A 22,665-nucleotide genomic window follows, 5' to 3' on the forward strand; every position below is an offset into this window, starting at 1 on the left:
CTGACGCAGACCATACCGGGGCCAGCTAACCGTTGGCCGGGATGCACCAACCGGTTGACCGGTGGGCTGCTGCCCCTAATCGTCCGGCTGTCCGTCGACCATACACAGACAAACTCCGGCGTAACCTATTCGCACGTGCGCCCCATACAGTAGGCACCAGCCCCCTGTATGCTGCCGGCAAATCCTTAAACAGTGGCCAGAGGCCTTTTCGGCCCCCATTATTCGGGCAAATGTCAAATATGCTGCCGGCCGCTTGGTATTAGCCAAGGGCGGCACGTTCTTTTCTGGGTAGCCCCGCCACCACTAAGTCATAGCTGTGGTCAATAAGTGCCTGCAATTGCCGGTCACTCAATTCTCCGTTGCAGGTAACAGTATTCCAATGCCGCTTATTCATGTGGTATGCCCCGGCAACGGTATGGGGATAGCGTTCACGGAGCTCAACGGCATATTCGGGCTCGCATTTTGCATTGAAGGAAAGGGGGCTGCTATCCAGTCCCGTAAGCAGGAAAATCTTTCCTGCCACCTTAAACACCAAGGTATCCGGACCGAAGGGGCAACTTTCCGTCACCCCGGGTTTGGAAAGACAATAGTCGCGCAGTTGTTCGATATGCATGGGCTAAATTTACACATTTGATACCGCTTTTTGCTGAATCGATCGTGCTTTTCCAGCACCTTCTATAGGGCTGTCCTTGCTTTGTCTACCCTTTCCTTACCCCTTCGCTACCACGGTGGTAGGGAAATGGTAAATAATAGGTAAGGAATTGGTAAGGAATTGGTAAGGAATAGGTAAAGCCCGGGTAAGGAAACAGTAAGGAAGGTGTAAGCGAGGACTAAGCAAACGATAAGCCTGAGGTAACCTAAAGGTAAAGAACAGGTAGAGCGCTGCGCGGAGAACAGCAAAGATGACACAATGTCATGATGGCGTCATGGCCTCGTTTGGTGTTATAGGCCATCCTGCCGTAATTGGCGCCATCAATGCCGATTGGCACACGGCTTGTTACGTTGAGATAGCATTGATTTATCAAACGTAGAAAAGGAAACAACGATATGGCAAAAATTATTGGAATTGACTTAGGAACTACCAACTCTTGCGTAGCCGTGATGGAGGGTAACGAGCCGGTAGTCATCACCAACAACGAGGGCAAGCGGACCACGCCTTCGATTGTGGCATTCGTGGAGAATGGCGAGCGCAAAGTGGGCGACCCTGCAAAACGCCAAGCCATTACCAACCCGAAAAAGACCGTGTACTCCATCAAAAGGTTTATGGGTACCACATATGATGAAGCCTTGAAAGAGGTGAATCGCGTGCCGTACACCGTGGTAAAAGGCGAAAACAATACGCCGCGTGTAGAGATTGACGACCGCAAATATACACCACAGGAAATCTCTGCGATGATTTTGCAGAAAATGAAGAAAACGGCTGAGGACTTCCTTGGCCAGGAAGTGACAGAAGCCGTAATCACGGTGCCTGCTTATTTCAATGACGCACAGCGCCAGGCGACCAAGGAAGCTGGTGAAATTGCTGGCCTGAGCGTAAAACGGATTATTAACGAACCTACCGCCGCAGCATTAGCTTATGGACTGGATAAGGCGAACAGAGACATGAAGATTGTGGTGTTCGACTGCGGTGGCGGTACGCATGACGTGTCTGTACTGGAACTGGGCGATGGCGTATTTGAGGTGAAATCAACCGATGGTGATACGCACCTTGGGGGAGATGACTTCGACCAAGTTATTATCGACTGGTTGACCGAAGAGTTCAAAAACGACAACAACGGTTTTGACTTGAGCAAAGACCCGATGGCGCTGCAACGGCTGAAGGAAGCTGCCGAGAAAGCGAAAATCGAGCTTTCGAGTGCTTCATCCACTGAGATCAACCTGCCTTATATCACGGCAGATCAAACCGGACCAAAGCACTTGGTACGCACGTTGAGCCGCGCCAAATTCGAGCAATTGGCAGACGACCTGATTAAACGTACCATTGAGCCTTGCAAATCGGCGTTGAGAAATGCGGGCTACTCGGCTGCTGACATCGATGAAATCATTCTGGTAGGTGGCTCCACACGTATTCCGGCTATTCAAGAGGCCGTAAAGAAATTCTTTGGCAAAGAGCCTTCAAAGGGTGTAAACCCGGATGAGGTGGTCGCATTGGGTGCCGCTATTCAGGGGGGCGTACTTACCGGAGAAGTAAAGGATGTACTATTGCTGGATGTGACCCCGTTGTCACTGGGTATCGAAACCATGGGCGGTGTAATGACCAAGCTGATCGAAGCGAATACGACCATCCCGACCAAGAAATCGGAGGTGTTCTCTACGGCTTCAGACAATCAACCCTCGGTGGAAATCCACATCCTGCAAGGAGAACGTCCGATGGCTGCGCAAAACCGTACCATTGGCCGCTTCCACCTGGATGGCATCCCACCCGCTCCGCGGGGTGTACCGCAAATTGAAGTAACGTTCGATATTGATGCCAACGGAATCCTGCATGTGTCTGCCAAAGACAAGGCTACCGGCAAGGAGCAGAAAATCCGTATCGAGGCATCTTCCGGCTTAACCGAAGATGAAATCAAGAAAATGAAGCAGGAAGCGGAGGCGAACGCTGAGGCGGACCGTAAGGCCCGCGAAGAGGTGGAAAAACTGAATGCCGCTGACGCCTTGGTTTTCTCAACAGAGAAGCAACTGAAGGAATACGGCGACAAGCTGAGTGCAGATAAAAAGGCGCCCATTGAAGATGGCTTGAAGAAATTGAAAGACGCCTATACGGCTAAAGATTTCGCGGCTATCGATGCCGCCCAAGCTGAACTGCAAAACGCTTGGAATGCGGCTTCGGAAGAGATGTACAAAGCTTCTCAGGACGCGGCGGCAGGCGGCCAAGCCGGAGGTGACACGGGCCAGGCAGCAGGCGATGCCGCCGGTGATGATGATGTAACCGACGTCGAATACGAAGAAGTGAAGGACAACGACAAGAAATAGTTTTTTCCTTCTGACACTGTAAAAAAGAGGCCGTCTCCTATTTTTGTCTCGGACAAATGTAGAAGACGGCCTCAGTTTTTATTCGTTGGTTATTCGTTGAGACTTCCTAAGTTCCCGATAGTGAAACTGCAATTGAGCCCGGTACTCCTTGAGCTTGATGAATTGTTTACGAAGCCAAAGTAGTTAGACTAATAACTATTTAAATAGTTTTCTACGAAATGGGGCAAATCGTTACTAATTTCTTCAAAGATCAGTTCAGATACTATGTCCGAACCATGATCTTCCGGCATAGAAACCCACAATACCTGATATGGTAAGCCAGGAACATACGCATTTAATGGAGACGTTACAGGAAGTTTTTCTTTCGTGTAAGCAAATTCAAAAGGAAGTCCATTGAACTCAGCTTTTCCGACAAAACATGATACATTTGCTATGTTCTTCCTTATTGTAGACGTTGTATCGATATTGCTAATGGAATACTTACGAAGAACTATTCCCGCTTTGAATGCGATGTCGTCCATAAAGGTCTCTAAATCTGATCTTTTATCAATCTTAATAGAGTCGGATGAATAGGTATATACTTGTGTAGTCTTTAGATCAATCAGATATATTGGTGTAACGATTCTGGACTCCAGCTTTAGAACAGAATGTTCGTTAGCTTCATAACTAACAGCATTCAATGTTGTATCATTTGGGTCCTCTTTTCGAAGTACTAAACTATCTTTAATATAGTACGTGAATTTAGTAAAGAGTTCACGATATTCCGGATCGGATATTCTGTACAAGACTGCACTGATTACAATTTTACCCGATCCCTGATCTTGCTGTGCATTCAAATTATTACAGAATGCAACAACTGCACTAATGATTAGCGGTATCGTTACGCTCTTCATTGCTTAGTATTTTGTTAGTCGCCATAGATTGGATTACTACCCTTTAAAGATAAAAGATTGCTTCACAATTAAGTACCTATATTTTAATCATTTTCAACCTTATTTTAACTCATCTATCTGTGTTTTGAAGCTAATTAGATTTTTGCAGTCAAACTTTTGTACGGCAGGTAAGTAAGCTCTAACTAACGAGCAAGCTTATCTGGCTGAATGTCGAGTATAAAACGGTCATGGCAATGAAAGGAGCTGGTCATGCGTGTGGTCTTAGGGGGGCTATACAAAAAAATCTGAATAAGGAAGGTCCAAATGTTCGGAAAAAGGCAGCCAGTATCCCGTCCAAAATAAACAGGTCGTTCCTTTTTATGGGAAACGACCTGCCAATCCAACGTCTAAAAGCTGCACACTGTCAGAACCGAACCGATACCCCCATTTAATCACCGGAAAGATCGAAAGACGGAAAGTCAGGCGCGGTCCCTTTTTCTGTTTTTACGTTCCTATTTAAAATAGCTTTTCCGGATAGGTACCTTCTTCCACCAGTTGAGCAATATTCTCCTGCACAATAGGCTTGTCTTCCGGATAGGTTACACCAAACCATTTCTGCGAGGTGGGAATAACCTTGAAGGTCGCTTTTCCCTGCTTAATCAAGGTATCGGCCACAGCCGGAATTAAGAACTCAGATTTGGGATTATCGGCATTCGCGGGGACAAATTCCTTGAATAATGTCTCACTTACACCAAACACCGCCGGCGTGAATCCCCAGAAATTCATGGATACCCGGCTATCACTGGACAGTTCGGTTTCCACACCGTCCTCCTCGAAGAAGATACGCTTCTGCCCCTCCACTTCTTTGAAATATACTTTCGTCCGTTCGTTGATCTCGGTCATATTGCCTTGTTCGTCTACCTTACATACCCCACGTGATACCGAACCGTACGCCGATAATGTTTTATCGATTTGGTAGCCCATCAACGAAAAGCGGTTATCCGTGACCTCTTCCGTGAGGAACTTGGCCATTTTCTGAAAGGCTTCGAAGCCGTAGAAATCGTCGGCATTAATCACGCAGAATGGTTCGTTGATTTGGTTGCGCGCAGACAATACCGCATGGGCCGTACCCCAGGGCTTGGAGCGCTCGATTTGCCTGTCAATGCCGAAAGGGGTCAGATCATAGCTTTGGTACACATAATCCGTCTGGATTTTTCCTGCCAATTTGGGTTCAAAAATTTCCTTGAACCTGTCTGCAAATTCTTCACGGATGATGAAGCTTACTTTTCCGAATCCCGCACGGATAGCGTCATAGATGGAATAATCGATAATCGTTTCGCCATTGGGACCAAAAGCATCGATTTGTTTCATACTTCCGTAACGGCTGGCCATTCCGGCCGCAAGAATCAACAAGGTGGGTTTACTCATCACTAATTTATTTACTGGTGTCATTTATATTGTATTATACCGAATCCTTAATTAACGGCTCCCGTTAACGTCTTTTACGGAACATGGCCGTCAATAAACCGTTGGCAAGCCGGGCCAGCAATTTGGTACCCTCCCGTGCCAGGGTGGTCGTGGCCGCCTTCTGTGCCGCTTCCAACGGGGTCTGGCGGACGCGCCCACCGGATCGGCTTTTCGGCCTTTCCTTAACCGCCGCCTCCCGGGCCATTTCAGCGGCATGTATTTGCAGCTTCTCTTCCAGTATTTCCGCAGCGCTCCGCCGTTCAACCGCTTCATGGTATTTATCATGGAAAGGCGATGCCCTAACCAGTTGTTGGTATGTTTGCATGTCCACAGGTCCCATTATAGCGCGTGGCGGTATAAGGTGTGTGGCTACCACTTCCGTGGGAATTCCCTTTTCATTAAGCACAGTAATAAGCGCCTGCCCGGTGCCCAAGGTTGTCAGCACCCGGTCGATTTCATAAAATTCAGAGCGCGGATAGGTTTTAACCGTTTTGCGCAGCGCTTCGGCATCATTTGGCGTAAATGCTCGCAATGCATGCTGCACCCGGTTACCCAACTGCCCTAACACACTCTCGGGAACATCTGTTGGCGCCTGTGTACAAAAGAAAACGCCTATGCCTTTCGATCGGATTAGCCGCACTATCTGATCCACCTGGGTCAGAAACGCCTTAGGCGCATCTTTGAACAGCAAATGTGCTTCGTCAAAGAAAAACACCAGCTTGGGTTTATCCTGATCGCCAACCTCTGGCAGGTTCTTGAACAACTGCGCCAGCAAGCTCAGCAAAAACGTGGAAAACAGTACCGGCTGGTCCTGTATATCGGAAATATTCAGCAAGCTGATAATACCTTTGCCGTCGACCCTGCCGAACAAATCGTTGATATCAAACTCCTTTTCCCCGAAAACACCGGACACGCCCTGCTGTTCCAGCGCGACCAGTTTACGGAGGATGGTACCGGACGTAGCACCGCTAATCCGCCCGTAGCTGTCCTTGATTTCTTTAGCTCCCGGGCCATCGGTGAGGTACATAAGCAGTTTCTTCAAATCCTCAAAATCTACCAACGGCAACTTCGTATCTTCGGCATATTTAAATACCGCTGCCAATACGCCGGTTTGAGTATCATTCAACTGCAATATACGCCCCAGCAAAACGGGGCCGAAATCTTCGATGGTAAGCCGCATGGGATTCCCCACCTTTCCAGACAGGGAGAACAGCTCCACGGGAAATCCCGCGGGGGCAAACGGCCATTCAAGCGCTTCCCCCCTTTCTACCAGTGCCGGATTAGGTTCTCCCGGTTGGTGCAGTCCCGAAAGATCGCCTTTGACATCGAGCATAAATACCGGCACTCCCGCATCGGATAGTTGCTCAGCAATAAGCTGAAGCGTACGGGTTTTCCCCGTGCCTGTAGCGCCGGCAATCAAGCCGTGACGGTTCATCATTTTCAGCGGAAGGTTAACCCTGGCCGCAGCCACCACCTCGCCGTCCAATAGCCCTGCCCCCAGGAAAATAAAAGCCCCCTTGGGGTTATAGGAAGCCGATATTTTTTCGATAAACTTGGCCTGATCTCCCATAAAGCGTATTATAAAAGTGGCGGAAAGCTACACACTTCCTGGTGGAATTGCAAATAGCAGAATCATTTTGGGTATGATGGTTTCGCCCGGTCATACTGGACGGGCCAGGCCGTGTCATCATTCAGTTCCGACGCCGCTTTCAGCGGGAAATAGGGGTTGCGCAACAGTTCCCTGGCCATCATCACCACATCGGCATCGCCTTTGGCCACGATTGCCTCGGCCTGTATCGCGTCAGTAATCAGGCCGACCGCGGACGTCAATATACCTGTTTCCCTTTTTATTCTTGACGCAAACGGCAATTGATAGGCAGGCTTCACCGGGATCCGCTGGTGGCTTGCTAATCCACCGGTCGATACGTCAATCAAATCCACGCCTGCACTTTTCAAAATACCGGCCAAACGTACGGAGTCATCGGCATCCCACCCTCCTTCGGCCCAGTCAGTCGCCGAAATGCGCACAAACAGTGGCAATTCGTCTGGCCATGTGGTTTTCACGCCCTCCACGACTTCCAATAGCAGGCGGATTCGGTTCTCAAAGCTGCCACCGTAAACATCCGCACGTTTATTGCTCAACGGAGAAAGAAACTGGTGTAGCAGATACCCGTGTGCCGCATGGATTTCAACGACCTCAAAGCCCGCCCTTAGCGCCCGCTCGGCGGCGGCGGTGAAATCGGAGACTATTTTGCGGATACCGTTCGCGTCCAGTGCCGTCGGCATCGGGTAATTATCGGCGAAAGCCAATGCCGACGGTGCTACCGGCACCCATCCGCCGTCGTTTTCGGCTACCTTGCCCCTTCCCTTCCAAGGTGCGGCTGTACTTGCTTTCCTACCTGCATGAGCCAGTTGGATACCCGGAATGCATTGCTGTTCCCTGATGAATGCCGTAATTTGCCCCAGCTTTTCGATGTGTTCATCCTTCCAGATGCCCAAATCATCCGGCGAAATCCGGCCTTCCGGCGAAACCGCTGTAGCTTCTGCGATGATCATGGACGCTCCACCTACCGCCCGGCTTCCCAGGTGCACCAGATGCCAGTCGTTCGCGAACCCATCCACCGAAGAATACTGGCACATGGGCGACACCACGATCCGGTTTTTTAAGGTAACGCTTTTTATGGCCAAGGGACTGAAAAGTGAAGACATACGAACTGCGTTTATCACCACAAAGATACCGATACTTAACGACCTGTCGTAGGCCCCAGCACCGTTAATATTCCATTGCTGTCTATTTGCATCTCGTCGATGAACACTACCCGGTCATCGCCCGTCTTTTTGGTACGGCCATGGTACACGCACAGCATACGGCCGTCCGGAAGGAACACCACGCTGTTATGGCCCGTACCGGTCACCTCTCCGCCCCTTCCGGTATTCTTCTCCAGCACCGGATTATTGGACGCTTTGGTATATGGGCCGAGGGGGTGTTTAGCCGTTGCATAACCCACCGCATAGTTTTCTCCGGCAAAATGATTTGCCGAGTACATCATGTAATATGTATCGCCATGCTTGAACGTGAATGACCCTTCTGTCCACCGGCGGTTGACCTCCCGGCTGGTTACCGACCGGCTTTCCCATTCCGCCTGGGTATCGTCCATCGTTACGGGCGGGCGCAATAGCAGCACCGGCTCGCCTATGACACCTGAAAAATCGGGTTTCAGTTCCACGCCGTACACCCAGCTTTCCTCAATCTCGTCAAACCATCCTTTCTGTTTTGCCCAGTCGGCCACCTCACTCTCCACTGGATGTTTATAACAGCAACGGGAGTAATACAGAAACACCCGGCCATCTTCTGCAAAATAAACGTTAGCATCGATAATGGGATAGCCGGGATCGAAAACCGGACGGCTTTGCAGATCGACAAAAGGCCCTGTGGGCTTGTCCGCCACAGCAACGCCAATACGGAAATTTTCCAGTTCCTTGTTTGGGTTATCTTTCCACTGTGCGCTGTAAAACAGGTAAAATTTACCGTTATGCCTATATACTTCAGGTGCCCAATAAGCCCCACCCCAGGCAGCGGTGGAATCGCTCCAGCCATTTTCGTTTCCGGCATGATAAACCTGCCCCTCATTCTGCCAATTTACCAGGTCGGCAGAAGAATACGCCGCAAAGCCATGGCGGGCGCCGCCGGTGCCGTACATATAGTAACGGGCTGTCGCATCATCATAGATAACATACGGATCGCCAAATGCCACTTCGAGCGGGTTGTTGAACGGTGAAGAGGTTTTTTGGGCATCGCAGTGATACGGCATCGTGCAGCACAAAACGGCTGCGACAAGTGTTAATCTCATCTTTCTTTATTTCTTGGTTAATTCGTTTACATGGCGGAGCAGGATATGAAATCCAGGTGCGGCCATGGCACCATGATCAAAACCATCCAGCTCATAGAGGTATACCTGTTGATGGCCGGCCACTTTCATCATGCGGTAAAAATATGCGGTTTCTTCATACCTGCCCAATAGCTCCAGCTCGCGGTCTCCCGATACCAGCACCAGCGGCGGCGCATCGCTGCGCACATGAAACAACGGCGCATATTCATCTACGATGGGCTGGGTCTCTTTTATGCCCCGCTCCGCGCGGACGGTCATATGGGTAACAGCGTGTCCGCTGAAGTCGATAATCCCCGCAAGTTTGTCGGCATCCACGCCGTACCGTTGCAGCCACGACTTGTCCAAGCCCACCATTGCAGCGAGGTACCCGCCTGCGGAATGGCCGGAAATAAAAATTTTACCGGGGTCGCCCCCATAATCTGCGATTTGCTTGAATACCCACGCGATTGCAGCCGCAGCATCGTCAATATACACAGGGTTTTTCACTTTCGGGCTCAGCCGGTAATTGACCGCCACGACAGCAATCCCTTTTTCCTTCAGCTCGTTGGGAATAAATTTTTCGCCCCCCGTGAGCCCGCCGCCATGGAACCAGACCACCGTTGGGAAGCCTGTTGCATCTTCGGGATAGTAAATATCCAATACGCACCGTTCATGAATGTAAGTATCATCGGAAACGCCAGACCGGTAATGGATATTCTCTTTGACCCGGTACGTTTCCTGTGCTGTCGCTGGACCTGTCAGGCAGGCGACAAACAAGCCAATAAATAATGTGCAGAAGTTATATTGAGCGGTATGTATATGATTCATCGATTTGAGGTTAGTCGAGACTACTTACAATAGATTTAATTTGCTCTTCAAGATTTGGCAAATCATATTTGGCAATTTCCCATACCAAATGGAAATTTACACCAAAGTATTCGTGTACCGAAATATTCCGGAATCCTCTGATTGGGCTCCACGGAACTTCGGGATGCTCAGCTTTTAGTTTGTCGGTTAATGCGTTGCACGCCTCTCCAATTATCTCGATTTGCTTCACGGTCATCACTACAAATATAAGATTCGGATAGCGAAATATCAAAATTAGTCCCTGCGCGGACGCTGTGGTCGGGGAGGCGTAGCTCCCGGGTGCCGGGCCAATATGGCGCAGAGTTTTGCAACGATTTCCGGGTGCTGGCCAGCAATATTCTTCAGCTCGAGATGATTATCCCGATAGTCGTACAGCTCGTACTCAGGCGAAGCCGCCGGGTCGCCAATTTTTTTCCACGCTACCATGCGATAACGATCGGTGCGGATTGCCCTTCCAAGGTAACCGCCCCTGGGAAAGCAATGGTAAACATGATCCCGGATCTGACTTTCGGGATCGTTGAGCACAGGCACCATGCTGATTCCATCGATCGGCTGCCCGACATCCGGTGCTGGCAGTCCGGCGAGTTCCACCAATGTCGGGTAGATATCGACCGTTTCCGTCAGCTGATCGGTATGCGAGCCCGCCCGGGTGACGCCCGGAGCCGAGATGACCAGGGGGATATGATTGGCCAATTCATAATTGACATGTTTGGTCCACATTCCCATTTCGCCCAGCAGGTAGCCGTGATCGCCCCAAAGCACCACGATCGTGTTTTCATCGAGACCGAGCGCAGCCAGTTCGTCCAGCACCTTGCCAATCTGGGCATCCACATAGCTGACGCCCGCGTAGTAACCATGTATCAGTTTTCGCGCCAGGCTATCCGGGAATGGCTCCTCGGTCACCTTTGCGGGGACGGGCGCATACTGATCGATCTCATCGCCGTATTTAACGGCATAAGGGGGAGCGCCCTCCGGCCGGGCAACGTGCTGAGGCAGGGGAAGTGTATTTTCATCATACATATCCCAGTATTTTTTAGGCACCGAAAACGGCAGGTGCGGGCGCGCGAACCCTACAGCGAGGAAAAAGGCGCCTTCAGACTGTGACTTTAACGCCCTGAGCCGTTCAACTGCCCGATTCGCTATGCGTCCATCAGCGTAGGCATCATCGGCAACGTCCGGCGATTCCCAGGCCAAGCCCCGCGGCAGCGACCGCGAATAACCCCATTCCATATTGGAGAACAAGGCTTCCTCACGGGTAGTTCCCGCCGCTTTGCTGGCCGGATCAACATATTCGATAACTAAATCCTTATGATGGGGCACGCTCCATGAAGCGGTGTCATCATACGTATTGTGACCGATGTGGAACACTTTTCCCATCGATTCGGTGTGGTAGCCGTGTTGCTTAAAATATTGCGGGAGTGTCACGGCGTCCGGATAATAATCGCGGAAATCTCTTCCGAAATCATAGATACCCGTTGATGTGGATCGGCTGCCCAGCATCAAGTTATATCGGGAAGGCGCGCAAACCGCCTGGTTCGAATACGCCCTGTCGAAGCGGATAGCCCGCGCCGCCAATTGATCGATATGCGGCGTCAGGGCAACCGGATCGCCGTATGCACCAATAGCGGGGCGCAGGTCATCCACAAGAATCAGCAGCACGTTGGGGTGCTTCTTAACCAGGCCAACGTCCGAACCTTCCACATCAGACGGACAAAGGGCCAGCGGCAACCAAGTAAGCAGCAGCCGACATCCAAAATCGCGAATTCCCCATTTATTAATAATCGTTACCATCATATTCGCAGGCGCCCAGCAACTACGCCAATAACGCCATTCCAAACCCCGGTGCATCCGGTGGAATCAATTTCCCATCTGCTATGCGGTATTTGCTAAGATCTACGTCGTCCGATGTGCTTGTGACCCCTTCTATGGTAACTGTATTGCCCAGCCCCCCTGCCAGATGGGCGGTATAATATGACTTAAGCAACGATCCCCAGGCATGCGGTGAGGCCTGTACGTCGTATCGAATCAGCTTCGGCATGAGCTTCCGCCAGTTGGTAAATCCAAGTCCCTCGATATCCGTGAGGTGCACATCCATCAGTTTCAGTTCCATCAGTTCGTCCAGCAACGCGGGGTCTGGATCAGCCTCTCCATCGGCCAGTAGGCTTTTGACATTTGCCTTATTCATCCAGTCGCGCAGCTTCCGGTAGTCTTCGACAGTTTCGTGGAACGGTTCCTCAATCCAAAACAGCGGAATATCCTGCACCCCTTTAAGATAAGCAATAAACTCGTTTACCGTAAAGCCGTTATTGCCATCTACCAAGATTTCGCAGTCTGGAAATGCCGCCGCAACCTGCTTGGTCACTTCAATATCACGGGCCAGCCCCGCTGTTTGCGACATCCAGCGATTTCCTCTTCCGATTTTCAATTTAAACTGCCGATACCCCAAATCATAATCATACCGGCATTCGTTGAGGATTTTATCGATACCACCTGGCGCGTGCGCCGGCTCCAGATCGTCAAAATAAATCATACCGCTGTAATACTTGGTGATATACGGCTTGTCTCTACCCAATAAGGCATATACCGGTTTATTCAATACCACCCCTGCCAGGTCGTGCAACGCCATATCGAACGGAAGGTACTTGTCATCAGTAATGCCGATGGAGACCTGGAATACCGCTGATAGCTTTTTGCCAACTAGTTCCGGTACAAGACGGTGCGCATGACCACGGCCGCCCCGCAGTGATGCCCAGCCCTTTGCGCCTTGGTCTGTGGTAATCATGCAGAATTCATTCCGGATACCATACCCGTGTATGTCCAGCCGCGCATTCTTGCCTACCAGACGCGGGTATTGCAGACGCACATCACCGAACGTGACGGACTGTATGGTGTGATAGCCGAGTTCTTCCTGCCAGCGCTTGGCTTGGGGTGCGGACTGAAGCCATCCTGCAAGGGATGGTTTGGCGATCAAGCTTACCGCCGCTCCCGTGTTTAACAGATGGATAAACGTTCTCCTTTTCATCATTGTTTTTTTAATTGGTTAATCCTTTTAGCATGTTAGTACGTGCAAGTTCCGAATCCAAAACGAACTTTACAAGCCCTAAGCTTATGATTTTTCAGAAAACAGTTTGCCGCTGCCCGAACCGCGGCGCTTCCTGAGGCGTCATACTGGGTACCCCACCCGCAATCTCGGGCCAGCCATCATTCCAATGTACTTTATCGAGCATCAGCATGCGCCGGCTGGCACCGCTTGACACTTTACCCTTGGAACGGTCGATACCGTGATAGATAAACCAGTCCGTTCCTTCATCATCGGCAATCAGCTGCGCATTGTGTCCGGGGCCTGCTATTTTTTCATTTCCTTTGAGAAACAACGTCCCCTTACCGCGCTCGGTAATCGCATGACCTTCTTTGTCGAGATATGGTCCCATCAAGTTGTTTGACCGGGCTACCAATACGTGATACTGACTGTTGGCACCATCGCAGCAGCTGCCTTTGGAGCCGAAAAAATAATAATATCCGTCTCGTTTATGAATCATCACCGCTTCGTAATCCCCAGCCGCGATCTTTATCTTCTGCGACAAGTCAGGCACGGAAAGCCCATCATCCGCCAGCCTCACGGCATAGGTACCTTGTGCAGGCAAATCGCTGAAACTTCCCCAAAACAGGTATTTCTCTCCTTCCTCCTCGAAAAAGAAAGCGTCGATGGAATTGGGCACCCCCACTTCCTCGCTCGTGAACAACTTGCCATGGTCTACAAAAGGTCCGGTGGGTTTCTCCGCTACGGCCACGCCAATTCCCGGATTGGGGTCACCCCAAGTAGAATACGCATAATAGAGATAATACTTACCATCTACTTCGTTTACGTCAGGCGCCCAGAGTCCGCCGTTGTTTTTCCATGCGGGTTTGCTGGAAAGCGCCTCCCCCACCACCTGCCAGTCTACCAAATCTGTCGACCCCAAAATGGGTATCAACCGGCTGCCCTGCCCATCGCCCCAATCGTCTTGCGTGCCGTAAGCATAAAAATGCCCGGTTTGCGGATCCCGGATCACAGTAGGATCAGCAAGGATGGGCTCGAAAACAGGGTTAGTATAGGTACTCGCCCCAGTCGCGGGTGGTTGCTGATCATTGGGATGCTGGTCCTTTGGTAGTCTTCCGCAGCCCGCAATGGTCAGCAGGACTATAAACACCTGAGAAAATAATACATGTAACATCATTGCTTACTACTTTTTATTGGTCATCACCGGCTTGATGGCCTTATCTATCAGTCTGATTTATCGCAGCCGGCATACCAGAAACTATACGTCCGAAAATCATCCATGCACCAATCCGCCCGCCGTCGAAGTTGGTTGCCGAAGTGGCTACTACGGTTGTATCGTCCCATACGGTTATCGCGTTCCACTTCGCCTCCCGATCCGTCGGAACGGGAAACGGCTGTGAGATATATTGAAAATTACGTCCCGTCTTATCCCCGATTGCTACCTCCATCGTTGATTTTTCCCAGTCGGTGCCACGCCCCTTCGTCGTTTGATACGATAGCAGCACCTCGCCGGTAGTGAGACGCGCTAAATACGGCGCTCCGGCGTAAACGCTGTCCGGCAACGCGTCCTTCAGCGCGTACTCCCGCATGGGTGAGTCAGCCGTCACGGGTGCTTTCCAATTGTCGCTGATGCCTGTGCGTACGATGTAAGGTTGGAACTGCCCCTCCTTATTGTCCTCAATGGCGACAAGGATTTCACCGTCTATCAATAGCGGCACAGGCATTCCATCGCGTCGGCCCGCCCGGAAACTGACGGTTTGGGGTTCAGTATCCCATGATTGACCGTTATCAGCGGACGCCAACATCGATATTTCCTGTTCATCCGAAGCGGTATACGGCGCTTCATTGGCAAAATAAACCTGCAACGTGCCGTCTGGCAACTGCAAGAAAGCCGGTTCCCAACAGCCGTCTTTGAACCGGGGCTCGGCTTCGTAGATCACCTGCGGTTCGCTCCAGGTCTTTCCCCTATCTCTGCTTCGCGAAATGGCAATCGCAAAAGGAACTACTTCATCCCGGCGCGGACGGTAATTACAGGCAGCTACCCAGTCGCCGTTTTCAAGCTCGATGATTTCTGGGTTAGCCATATTGACCTTCACTTCATTGCCATGGGCATCTGTATGGCTATATCCGCGAAATGTGACAACCGGGTTACTCCATGTCTTTCCGGCGTCAACGCTCGAGATCAATTCCGTGTTACCGTCGGCTTCGTACACCGCAACAGCGGTGCCGTCGCGGAATCGCTTCACCCGTGGGTATCCAGCGTAGTTTAATTGCCGTCCGCCTCTTGGGGCAAGCTGCTGCAATGTGCTGGAGTCCCATTCTATGCGGATATCCCTGTGTTTGGAAAACGTTTCGTTGCGTTCAACCTGTTGGGCGATGACGAATCGGAAAGCCACCATGCAAATCAGTATTAAACGACAGCCTTTCTTTTTCATGTGCAGTAAGCTACCTGAGTTACCTTCTCACCGGAGTGACATAATCCTTATCAATCTGCATAACGGTTTGGCCTTCTTTTTCGGCAAACGTAACCCTGCCGATATGCATGATGCGGGGATGTATTTTTGTTTCGCTATGATGCGAATGGAACACGATACGGAGGTTTCCTTCCTTGTCGGTAAACATGGCACTATGCCCTACTCCTACCAAATCGCCTGGTTTCTGGAAAACGGGGTTGCCTTCGTACTTCGTCCACGGTCCCATCGGATGCGCCGCGGTAGCGAAACCAATCCCGTAAAACGGACTCTCATAACTATTGGCAGAATAGGTCATATAGTACGTATCGCCATGCTTCAGCACAAATGGCCCTTCGTTGACCCTCGGCCAAACCTTTTCCCACTCTTGGGAAACATTGATGCATTTTTTCATCGTCGTCGTCCGTATCGTCATCAAGTCATTCTCCAGTTCAGCTACCCAGATATTGAGCCCATCGTTGAATCGATCGAAAAACAGGTAAGGTTTACCATCATCGTCAATGAACAGCGAATTGTCAATACTTTTTTCACCTTTAAGCATCGGTTCCTGCACCTTTTGCCTGAACGGACCTAATGGGCTATCGCCAACGGCTACACATATATGTTCATTTGCCGTATAGTACATGTAGAATTTACCCTTTATGTAGTACACCTCCGGAGCCCAGAACCAACGGTCGCCCCAGGAATCGTCTTTATGCAATGCCAGTCGGTTGCCGGGCACGGCTTTCCAGTTCAGCAGATCATCGGATATAAACACGGCGATTCCATCCGCTGCAGAGGTGCCATAGGCATAATATGTACCCTCATACAACATGATAAACGGGTCGCCAAAGAAAACACTTGCCTCGGCAGGCTGAGGGGCACCCTCTTCCGTCCCAGAACCTGGCACTGAAAAAGTGGCTTCCGAAAAAAATACGGGCAAAAAACTGATTAGAAGTATGAATCGCATTTTCAATATCCGATCTTTTAAACTGGTTGTAATAGTGTCTGTTTATCCGAGGCAAAGAACGAAATTATGACCGTATTGCCGATGGCAATTTGTTTCAATCTTTCTCCATTTTGTCTTATACCGGTTGATACAACGCCTGGCAATGTTCCCGGCGGACTACGGAGCCCTGCCCCGAATTAACGAGTTTCAGCGGATGGAACCGTATTATCTGTTAGTTAATAAGCCGCTGCCCGAATATCGCGCTTCCTCAAGGGCCCTTTTTTTGTTATTTTTTCCGCATGTTTAGCCGCACCGGGCTTTTCTCCTTTTTGCCAGTCTCCAGGCAGCCGGTTCCCATAGATATCGTCGCGGTCGGGAGTTGGGTTTTCTGGGACAGTATCTCCTGTTTCGTCAATCCATTGATCCATCACTTTTCGTAAAAAACGCAGCTTTTTACGGTATCTTTTGGTATTAACAACATTATGGAACTGATGAGGGTCTGCGGTAACGCGGTACAACTCCTCAGGTGGCCGAGGTACACGGAAGATGTCTTCCTGTTCTTTTCGTGTCAGGCCGTTATCATACGCGTCCCAGAGTTCATTCCCCGCTGGATAATGGCGCGTTGATTCAGCGGCATACGCCGCCTTCTCGGGAAAGGCGTTCCGGATATAAACCCAATCCTTATACCGAACCATCCGTTGGTGTGCCTGGAAAACATGCCAATTATGTTCAGCGAATACAAAATCCCGGGAACCCTTTTTCGTGCCGTTTTTCAAGAATGGGCGGAAGCTCTGCCCTTGTATACGGCCATCCACCGCCATACCTGCCAACTCCAACAATGTTGGTGCAACATCAATGGTGCTCACCAATGCTTTGGTTCTTCCGGTTGCTACCCCTGGTCCATAGACAATAAATGGAGTCTTGATACCACTATCATATAAACGGGTCTTATTTCGTGGAAAAGGGCTTCCGTTGTCACTCATAAATATCACGTAAGTATGGTCTAACAACTGTTGCCTTTCCAGCTCTTCCATAAGTGCCCCTAAATAATAGTCGACACGTGAAACTTCATGATAATAACCGGCAAGATCGCTCCGAGTAACCGGTCCGTCATATAGCATTGGTGGTACGAACACCGCATCGGGACTGTACGCTGTTCCTTTGTCATCAAACTGCCAATCCCGATGGGCGTCATAAGAAGCAAACCAAGCTAAAAACGGTTTGTCCCTTGGCCTCGTTTTTATGATTGAAACCCAGTCTTCCTCTCCTCCCGGCCCTTTCCCCGGCGAAATTAAGCTAAAAGCCTGCTTAACTTGCGGGCCCATATGGTTCTTTCCCGATAATACGGTATAATATCCAGCTTCTTTGAGCAACTGCGGGAACATTACCTGTCCAGGGGGAAGCGGATCATGCAGCTCCGGTGCGCCGGTATTATGCGGATAACGCCCTGTAATCAGACTAGCGCGACTTGGACTGCAGCTACTTGCTGTCAAATAGGCATTTTCAAACAATAGTCCCTTGTTAGCCAAGCTGTCAATATTAGGTGTTTTAACCGTCGGATTCCCATAACATGCGATGTCTCCCCACCCGATATCATCGGTGATGAACAGAATAAAATTGGGCCTTTTAGTGGCCTGTCCATGAAGATTGGTGGAAATTCCAGCGGCCAGCACCGTTAATATCCACCAAAGCCAGTATTTAACCTGATCGGCCATCATTTAAATCCATTTAACAACTTCTATTCCAAGATTATTCTACCTTCGTCATGGAAGGCCCTAAATAGGATTTTTTCAGCCCGCCGAAATCAAGCACAATCTTCTGTATGACCATGCCCGGATCGCCGCACTTGATGTGAAGCGTATGCTTACCGGGCTTGTCAATATAGAGCGTCGATTTATTTACGGCGGCATTACGGAGCACATTATCCGCCCAAGTCTGTGTATATTCCGGTGCGGAGGACGATGGCAGTGCTACCGGTCCGTCGTCGATGCATACCGCATACCGGGTTTGGGAGGTATGCTGTTCATGAAAGCCGAAGTCACGATCGGAGTTCAGCGGAAAAACAGGCAATACATAAGTGTATACATCAACCGGACCGTGGTGAAAGGTATAAAAATCATACGCTACGCCCGGCGATTGATCATCCCGCGGATTACGTACCTTAGCGACCGGATCACCTATCATCACGCATCTGTCCTCTACCCCCAGGTTATCGATCAAGTACATCTTGATATCTTCCGTTTCGCGTTTGCGATGAAAATCAGCCCCTGGAATTGCAATAACACCATTGTCTTCAACAAAGTGTCCACGTACATCCGTTATGGCTGGTAATTCGGGATTAAAGACCGACACCAATACGTGTTCGGTTATATCGCCGCTGGTAAACCGGATATATCCGGATACCTTTTCGCCGACCGGCACGCGCTCCCAATCAACACCCACCGCTACCCTGTCGCCATAAACCACTGTGCCCTGTGCCTTGCTTACCGTTATCCAATCGGCTGATACCTCCAATTGCCAGTCAAAGGAACCGCCACCGGTATTGAACACATCAACAACGTATTTTTTATTGGAGAAAAACTTTGAAAATGCGGGCAAATGATGATAACTGCTGACACCTTTCAATGGCTCCTGTCCCTCCACAAACAATGCCATGGCGGGTTGTACAGGAACCTTCAGAGAATCCAGCTTGGGCAACTCAAAATAAGAGGCTACCACGCCTTGTTTCAGCGACATTATCCGCTTCCACTTGCTTTCCAACAAATCGTTGTATTCGTAAGAAATAGTATACAACGTATCATAGTAGTGCTTTACTTTATCCTTCAGCAAATTGGCTTCCGACCGGCCTTGGGCTAAAAATAACCGTTGTTGCTGCGCGGTAAGCCACTTTTTGTTCATCAGTTCAGCCCCTTTGACCGGATAATAGACCAACTGGAAAAACGACGGCCTTTCTTCCGGCGAGACCTCGTTCAATAAGCGCTCAGCTTTTTTCCCGATACGGTGATAATCAGCAATTCTTTTTTCGGCTTCGCCGTAGTTGACAAACGAAAAATCCGTATCTGTGGGCCTTTCCCTGCCTTGTTTGAATGTATTCCACTGATAGCCCCACCCCATGAACTCCGGCTTGCGGGCAAAAGCAAGACGGTGATATTCACGGCTTATCTCCCTGAACTCGTCAAAATAGTGCTGGCCATACATCGCACTCCACCAGTGGGCCTGGAAGTCAGGAACATTATCAAAATTGAACTGCGTGAGGTCATAGGCCATGGCCAGAAACAGGGTAACCGGGAATTCGCACGACTTGATGTCGCCGGCATTCAGCAGCCAAAGCCGGTCGGCTCCTGTACGGTATGCTTTATGCAGCTCCTCGTACATCAATGCCGGTGGTGTGGAAGAAAGCCAGAGGTAATCGTGCGGTATCCCCAGGTATGAGGCATGGTAGTATACCCCCGAACCGCCGGAGCGTTTCCGTTCTTTCTCGTTGCTCAATTGTTTCATGTAGCCGTAATTATCATCCGGCCATACCAAAATCACGTCGTCCGGCAATTCCAGTCCGGCAAGGTACAGATCCAGCACCTCTTTATATGGAGTAAACGCCTGCGGAATTTCTTCAATTGGTTTATCAATATACTTTTGGAGGATAGTCCGTTGGTCTTTCAACGCTTGGCCCACCAGTTTAACGCGTTGTTCCAGCGTGTAGTTGCCCGTCATGGCCCGGTCATGCAACCCACGCAGCGCCAGCGTATATACGTTCTCATACGGCGCATTTTCCTTTACCCGTTTGTCCAGCACCCGTAAAATACCTTCCTTATTAGTCATGTAATTCCATTCGCCCATCGTCTTTTTATCCCATTCGCTGGCGTTGTTGAACAATAGGGGTTCCGGGTGCACGGATCCCATAACAATCCCGAACGAATCGGCGACGAGCTTATTCTCAGGATATTTGTTAAAAGCCCCGCTTGCTTCGTGCATTGCCGGACATAAATAATTGGCCTTCAGCCTGAGCAGCAGTTCGAACACTTTAGCGTACGTTTTCGGGCCGATGTCTTTCCGTTCGGGGTCAAACGTATGCTTGGCCCATGGCAGCAGGCCCCAATCCTCATCATTGATAAAAATACCACGGTATTTAACTGTTGGCGCAGGAGCTGTAAAAGGTTTGACATCGAGATAGAGGCGATCCCTTTTCTTTACCGGAACATCTGCCCACCAATACCAGGGCGAAACACCTATCGCCTCCGATATGGAAAATAGTCCGTAAGCCGTCCCCCTGCGGTCGCTCCCGGCCACCACTAACGCCTTGGACACACCTGGGAATGGATTGATTACCAATTGAATGGTATACCGTTCCCACGCTCCCACGATGGAGTCAACCGTCATTTTCTTTTCTTCAACCAACCGGTCAATCAAGCCGTTTTGCCCCAAACTACCCACCAACACCATATTTTTAGCCATTTTCCCTGTTACCGGACCAACAGCGACTGACATTCCCGACACACGTTCCACATCCTCAGCAAAAAGGCGGGCACTGGTTTTGACCGCAGTAAAATCTGCCGTATCGTAGTAAATGGCCGTAGCCTCCCGCACATCAACCAACGGAAACCTGTTGCGATGATTGGTCCCGGCATCCGAAAGGAAAACCTGTGCGTTTGCCATGGCTACTAATGCAAGTAAAAAGCCTGCCGTAACTATTGATTTGCTGATGTGATTTGTAAAGTTTAACATTTTGTCTATGGTTTAATAGCTTACTTAGCATATACACCGGTATTTCCCCGTTCCCAAAGCGGCGTTAGTTGGCGGATAATATCCGGAGAGCGCTCCGCTATGTTCCGGGTTTCCAGCGGATCAGTCGCATGATCATATAACTCTATAACTGGTTGTTCCTTACGGAAATACCGGGTAAGCCGGAACTGAGGGGTCACCATGCTAATTCCGTGATTATAATAACTATAGGCCACGTCAGCCCAGGCTTTGTCTTGTACATCGTTCAGTAAGGGGATCAAGCTCCTGCCGTCGGCCTGCGATAACGGGGGCAGATCACACAGTTCGAGCAGCGTGGGCCCAATGTCGATGGTACTCGTTATCCGATTAACAACCTTGCACCGGCTCATAGCCGGTGTCTTAATCATCAGCACGCTTCGGAGTGCCCGGTCAAACAACGTATGCTTTCCCCAAACCCGGTAATCTCCTAAATGCCAACCATGATCGCTCCACAAGACCACGACGGTCCGGTCAGCTAAACCCGTTTCCTCCAGCGCCTGCAGAACCTTGCCCACCTGAGCATCTACATAACTGATGCAAGCATAGTAGCCGTGTATCAACTTTCGCGCGTACCCGTCTGAAAGAGGTTGGTCAAGCGCCGCGCTTTCCTCGCCCAGCCGGTACTGATTAAATTCGGCACTGTTGTGCAAGCTAGCCAAGTTTATATTCGCTGGAATATTGGGAACAGCAGTAAGAGGCAAATGGCCAGCGTCATATAAATCCCAATATTGCTGAGGTGCATTAAAGGGTAAATGAGGTTTGAAAAAGCCTACTCCCATAAAGAAAGGCTTTTCTTGTCGGGCAAGCATCTTCAGTTTATCAACGGCCAATGCAGCCGTCAGGCCATCGGGATACCCTTCATCAGGCACATCGGCAGCCTCATAAGGCGGCACTTCTCCCTGCATAGTAATCCGGCTTTCGCCATCTGCGTATGCAAAAAACGCATTCCAACCGTGCCCCCACTTACCCGGATTAAACGACACTTCATCCCAACTCCGGGGCAGTTCCCGCTGGTCGCTCTTAGGACCGGCATATGGATACCGATATCCATCAGGCGAGTGGCTGATTTTCCCGATACCAACGGTATGGTAACCGTTTCTACGGTACTGCTCAATAAACGTTTCCGGCTCATTTCCTATCGCCGTTTCCGGATCCGACAATATTTTCGCAGCTTCATTGCCCAACGCTGCCTTCGTACGCGGCAGCGTGCTACGTAGCAGGCTGTAACGGGAAGCCCCGCAGGTGGGTACCGTCACATAATGTTTCGTAAATACAGCAGACCGGGCGGCCAAGCTATCGATATAAGGCGACTTCACGATGCTGTTACCGTAACAGCCCAATTCAGGCATTAAGTCGTCAACGCATATCAACAACACGTTATAGCGCTTGTTATGCATTGTTTGCGTCCACGCGTAAGACG

17 protein-coding genes are annotated in these 22,665 nt (G+C 50.2%); 1 reads left to right on the forward strand and 16 read right to left on the reverse strand.

The genetic code is table 11. The annotated features are described in order from the left end of the window. Positions 1–259: 259 nt before the first annotated feature. Positions 260–613 (reverse strand): MmcQ/YjbR family DNA-binding protein, encoded by a 354-nt coding sequence (locus BM030_RS03005; protein WP_090971052.1) that lies wholly within the window; start codon positions 611–613, stop codon positions 260–262. A gap of 434 nt (positions 614–1,047) precedes the next feature. On the opposite strand from BM030_RS03005, the gene dnaK reads away from it, so the two are divergent. Then, positions 1,048–2,973, forward strand: a complete 1,926-nt coding sequence (gene dnaK, locus BM030_RS03010) for a molecular chaperone DnaK (protein WP_090971054.1) — start codon at positions 1,048–1,050, stop codon at positions 2,971–2,973. Positions 2,974–3,161: 188 nt separating this feature from the next. Here dnaK and BM030_RS03015 read toward each other — a convergent pair whose 3' ends face one another. The 15 genes from BM030_RS03015 to BM030_RS03090 all read right to left on the reverse strand — a co-directional run bounded on the left by BM030_RS03015 (position 3,162) and on the right by BM030_RS03090 (position 22,642). Then, positions 3,162–3,866, reverse strand: a complete 705-nt coding sequence (locus BM030_RS03015; RefSeq protein WP_090971056.1) for a hypothetical protein — start codon at positions 3,864–3,866, stop codon at positions 3,162–3,164. A gap of 495 nt (positions 3,867–4,361) precedes the next feature. Further along, positions 4,362–5,273, reverse strand: a complete 912-nt coding sequence (locus BM030_RS03025; protein WP_090971060.1) for a nucleotidyltransferase family protein — start codon at positions 5,271–5,273, stop codon at positions 4,362–4,364. Between the two features lie 64 nt (positions 5,274–5,337). Then, positions 5,338–6,882: a helicase HerA-like domain-containing protein gene (locus BM030_RS03030; protein ID WP_090971062.1), complete on the reverse strand. Its 1,545-nt coding sequence runs from the start codon at positions 6,880–6,882 to the stop codon at positions 5,338–5,340. A 62-nt stretch (positions 6,883–6,944) separates the two neighbouring features. Continuing rightward, positions 6,945–8,021: an NADH:flavin oxidoreductase/NADH oxidase gene (locus tag BM030_RS03035; RefSeq protein ID WP_090971064.1), complete on the reverse strand. Its 1,077-nt coding sequence runs from the start codon at positions 8,019–8,021 to the stop codon at positions 6,945–6,947. Between the two features lie 35 nt (positions 8,022–8,056). Next, positions 8,057–9,163 (reverse strand): glycoside hydrolase family 43 protein, encoded by a 1,107-nt coding sequence (locus tag BM030_RS03040; RefSeq protein WP_090971066.1) that lies wholly within the window; start codon positions 9,161–9,163, stop codon positions 8,057–8,059. 6 nt (positions 9,164–9,169) lie between these two features. Next, positions 9,170–10,009, reverse strand: a complete 840-nt coding sequence (locus BM030_RS03045) for an alpha/beta hydrolase (protein WP_090971068.1) — start codon at positions 10,007–10,009, stop codon at positions 9,170–9,172. Positions 10,010–10,019: 10 nt separating this feature from the next. After that, on the reverse strand, positions 10,020–10,244 hold the full coding sequence (locus BM030_RS20435; RefSeq protein ID WP_090971070.1) for a HepT-like ribonuclease domain-containing protein: 225 nt from the start codon (positions 10,242–10,244) through the stop codon (positions 10,020–10,022). A 38-nt stretch (positions 10,245–10,282) separates the two neighbouring features. Further along, positions 10,283–11,842, reverse strand: a complete 1,560-nt coding sequence (locus BM030_RS03055; RefSeq protein ID WP_244518639.1) for a sulfatase — start codon at positions 11,840–11,842, stop codon at positions 10,283–10,285. A 19-nt stretch (positions 11,843–11,861) separates the two neighbouring features. After that, the gene (locus BM030_RS03060) at positions 11,862–13,073 is read right to left on the reverse strand and encodes an enolase C-terminal domain-like protein (RefSeq protein WP_211657515.1); all 1,212 of its coding nucleotides are present in this window, start codon (positions 13,071–13,073) and stop codon (positions 11,862–11,864) included. A 91-nt stretch (positions 13,074–13,164) separates the two neighbouring features. After that, entirely contained in the window at positions 13,165–14,265 is a 1,101-nt protein-coding gene (locus BM030_RS03065; RefSeq protein ID WP_244518641.1) for a family 43 glycosylhydrolase, read from the reverse strand. Between the two features lie 40 nt (positions 14,266–14,305). Beyond that, on the reverse strand, positions 14,306–15,487 hold the full coding sequence (locus BM030_RS03070; RefSeq protein ID WP_211657516.1) for a sialidase family protein: 1,182 nt from the start codon (positions 15,485–15,487) through the stop codon (positions 14,306–14,308). A 55-nt stretch (positions 15,488–15,542) separates the two neighbouring features. After that, complete coding sequence (locus BM030_RS03075; RefSeq protein WP_090971078.1) at positions 15,543–16,508, reverse strand: glycoside hydrolase family 43 protein; 966 nt, start codon at positions 16,506–16,508, stop codon at positions 15,543–15,545. Between the two features lie 215 nt (positions 16,509–16,723). Continuing rightward, positions 16,724–18,205, reverse strand: a complete 1,482-nt coding sequence (locus tag BM030_RS03080) for a sulfatase family protein (protein ID WP_244518643.1) — start codon at positions 18,203–18,205, stop codon at positions 16,724–16,726. 31 nt (positions 18,206–18,236) lie between these two features. Beyond that, complete coding sequence (locus BM030_RS03085) at positions 18,237–21,209, reverse strand: glycosyl hydrolase 115 family protein (RefSeq protein WP_090971080.1); 2,973 nt, start codon at positions 21,207–21,209, stop codon at positions 18,237–18,239. A gap of 20 nt (positions 21,210–21,229) precedes the next feature. Then, positions 21,230–22,642, reverse strand: coding sequence for a sulfatase (locus tag BM030_RS03090; protein ID WP_211657517.1), 1,413 nt, complete (start codon positions 22,640–22,642; stop codon positions 21,230–21,232). Positions 22,643–22,665 lie beyond the last annotated feature (23 nt).

The organism is Parapedobacter composti (assembly GCF_900112315.1).
Lineage (GTDB): Bacteria > Bacteroidota > Bacteroidia > Sphingobacteriales > Sphingobacteriaceae > Parapedobacter > Parapedobacter composti.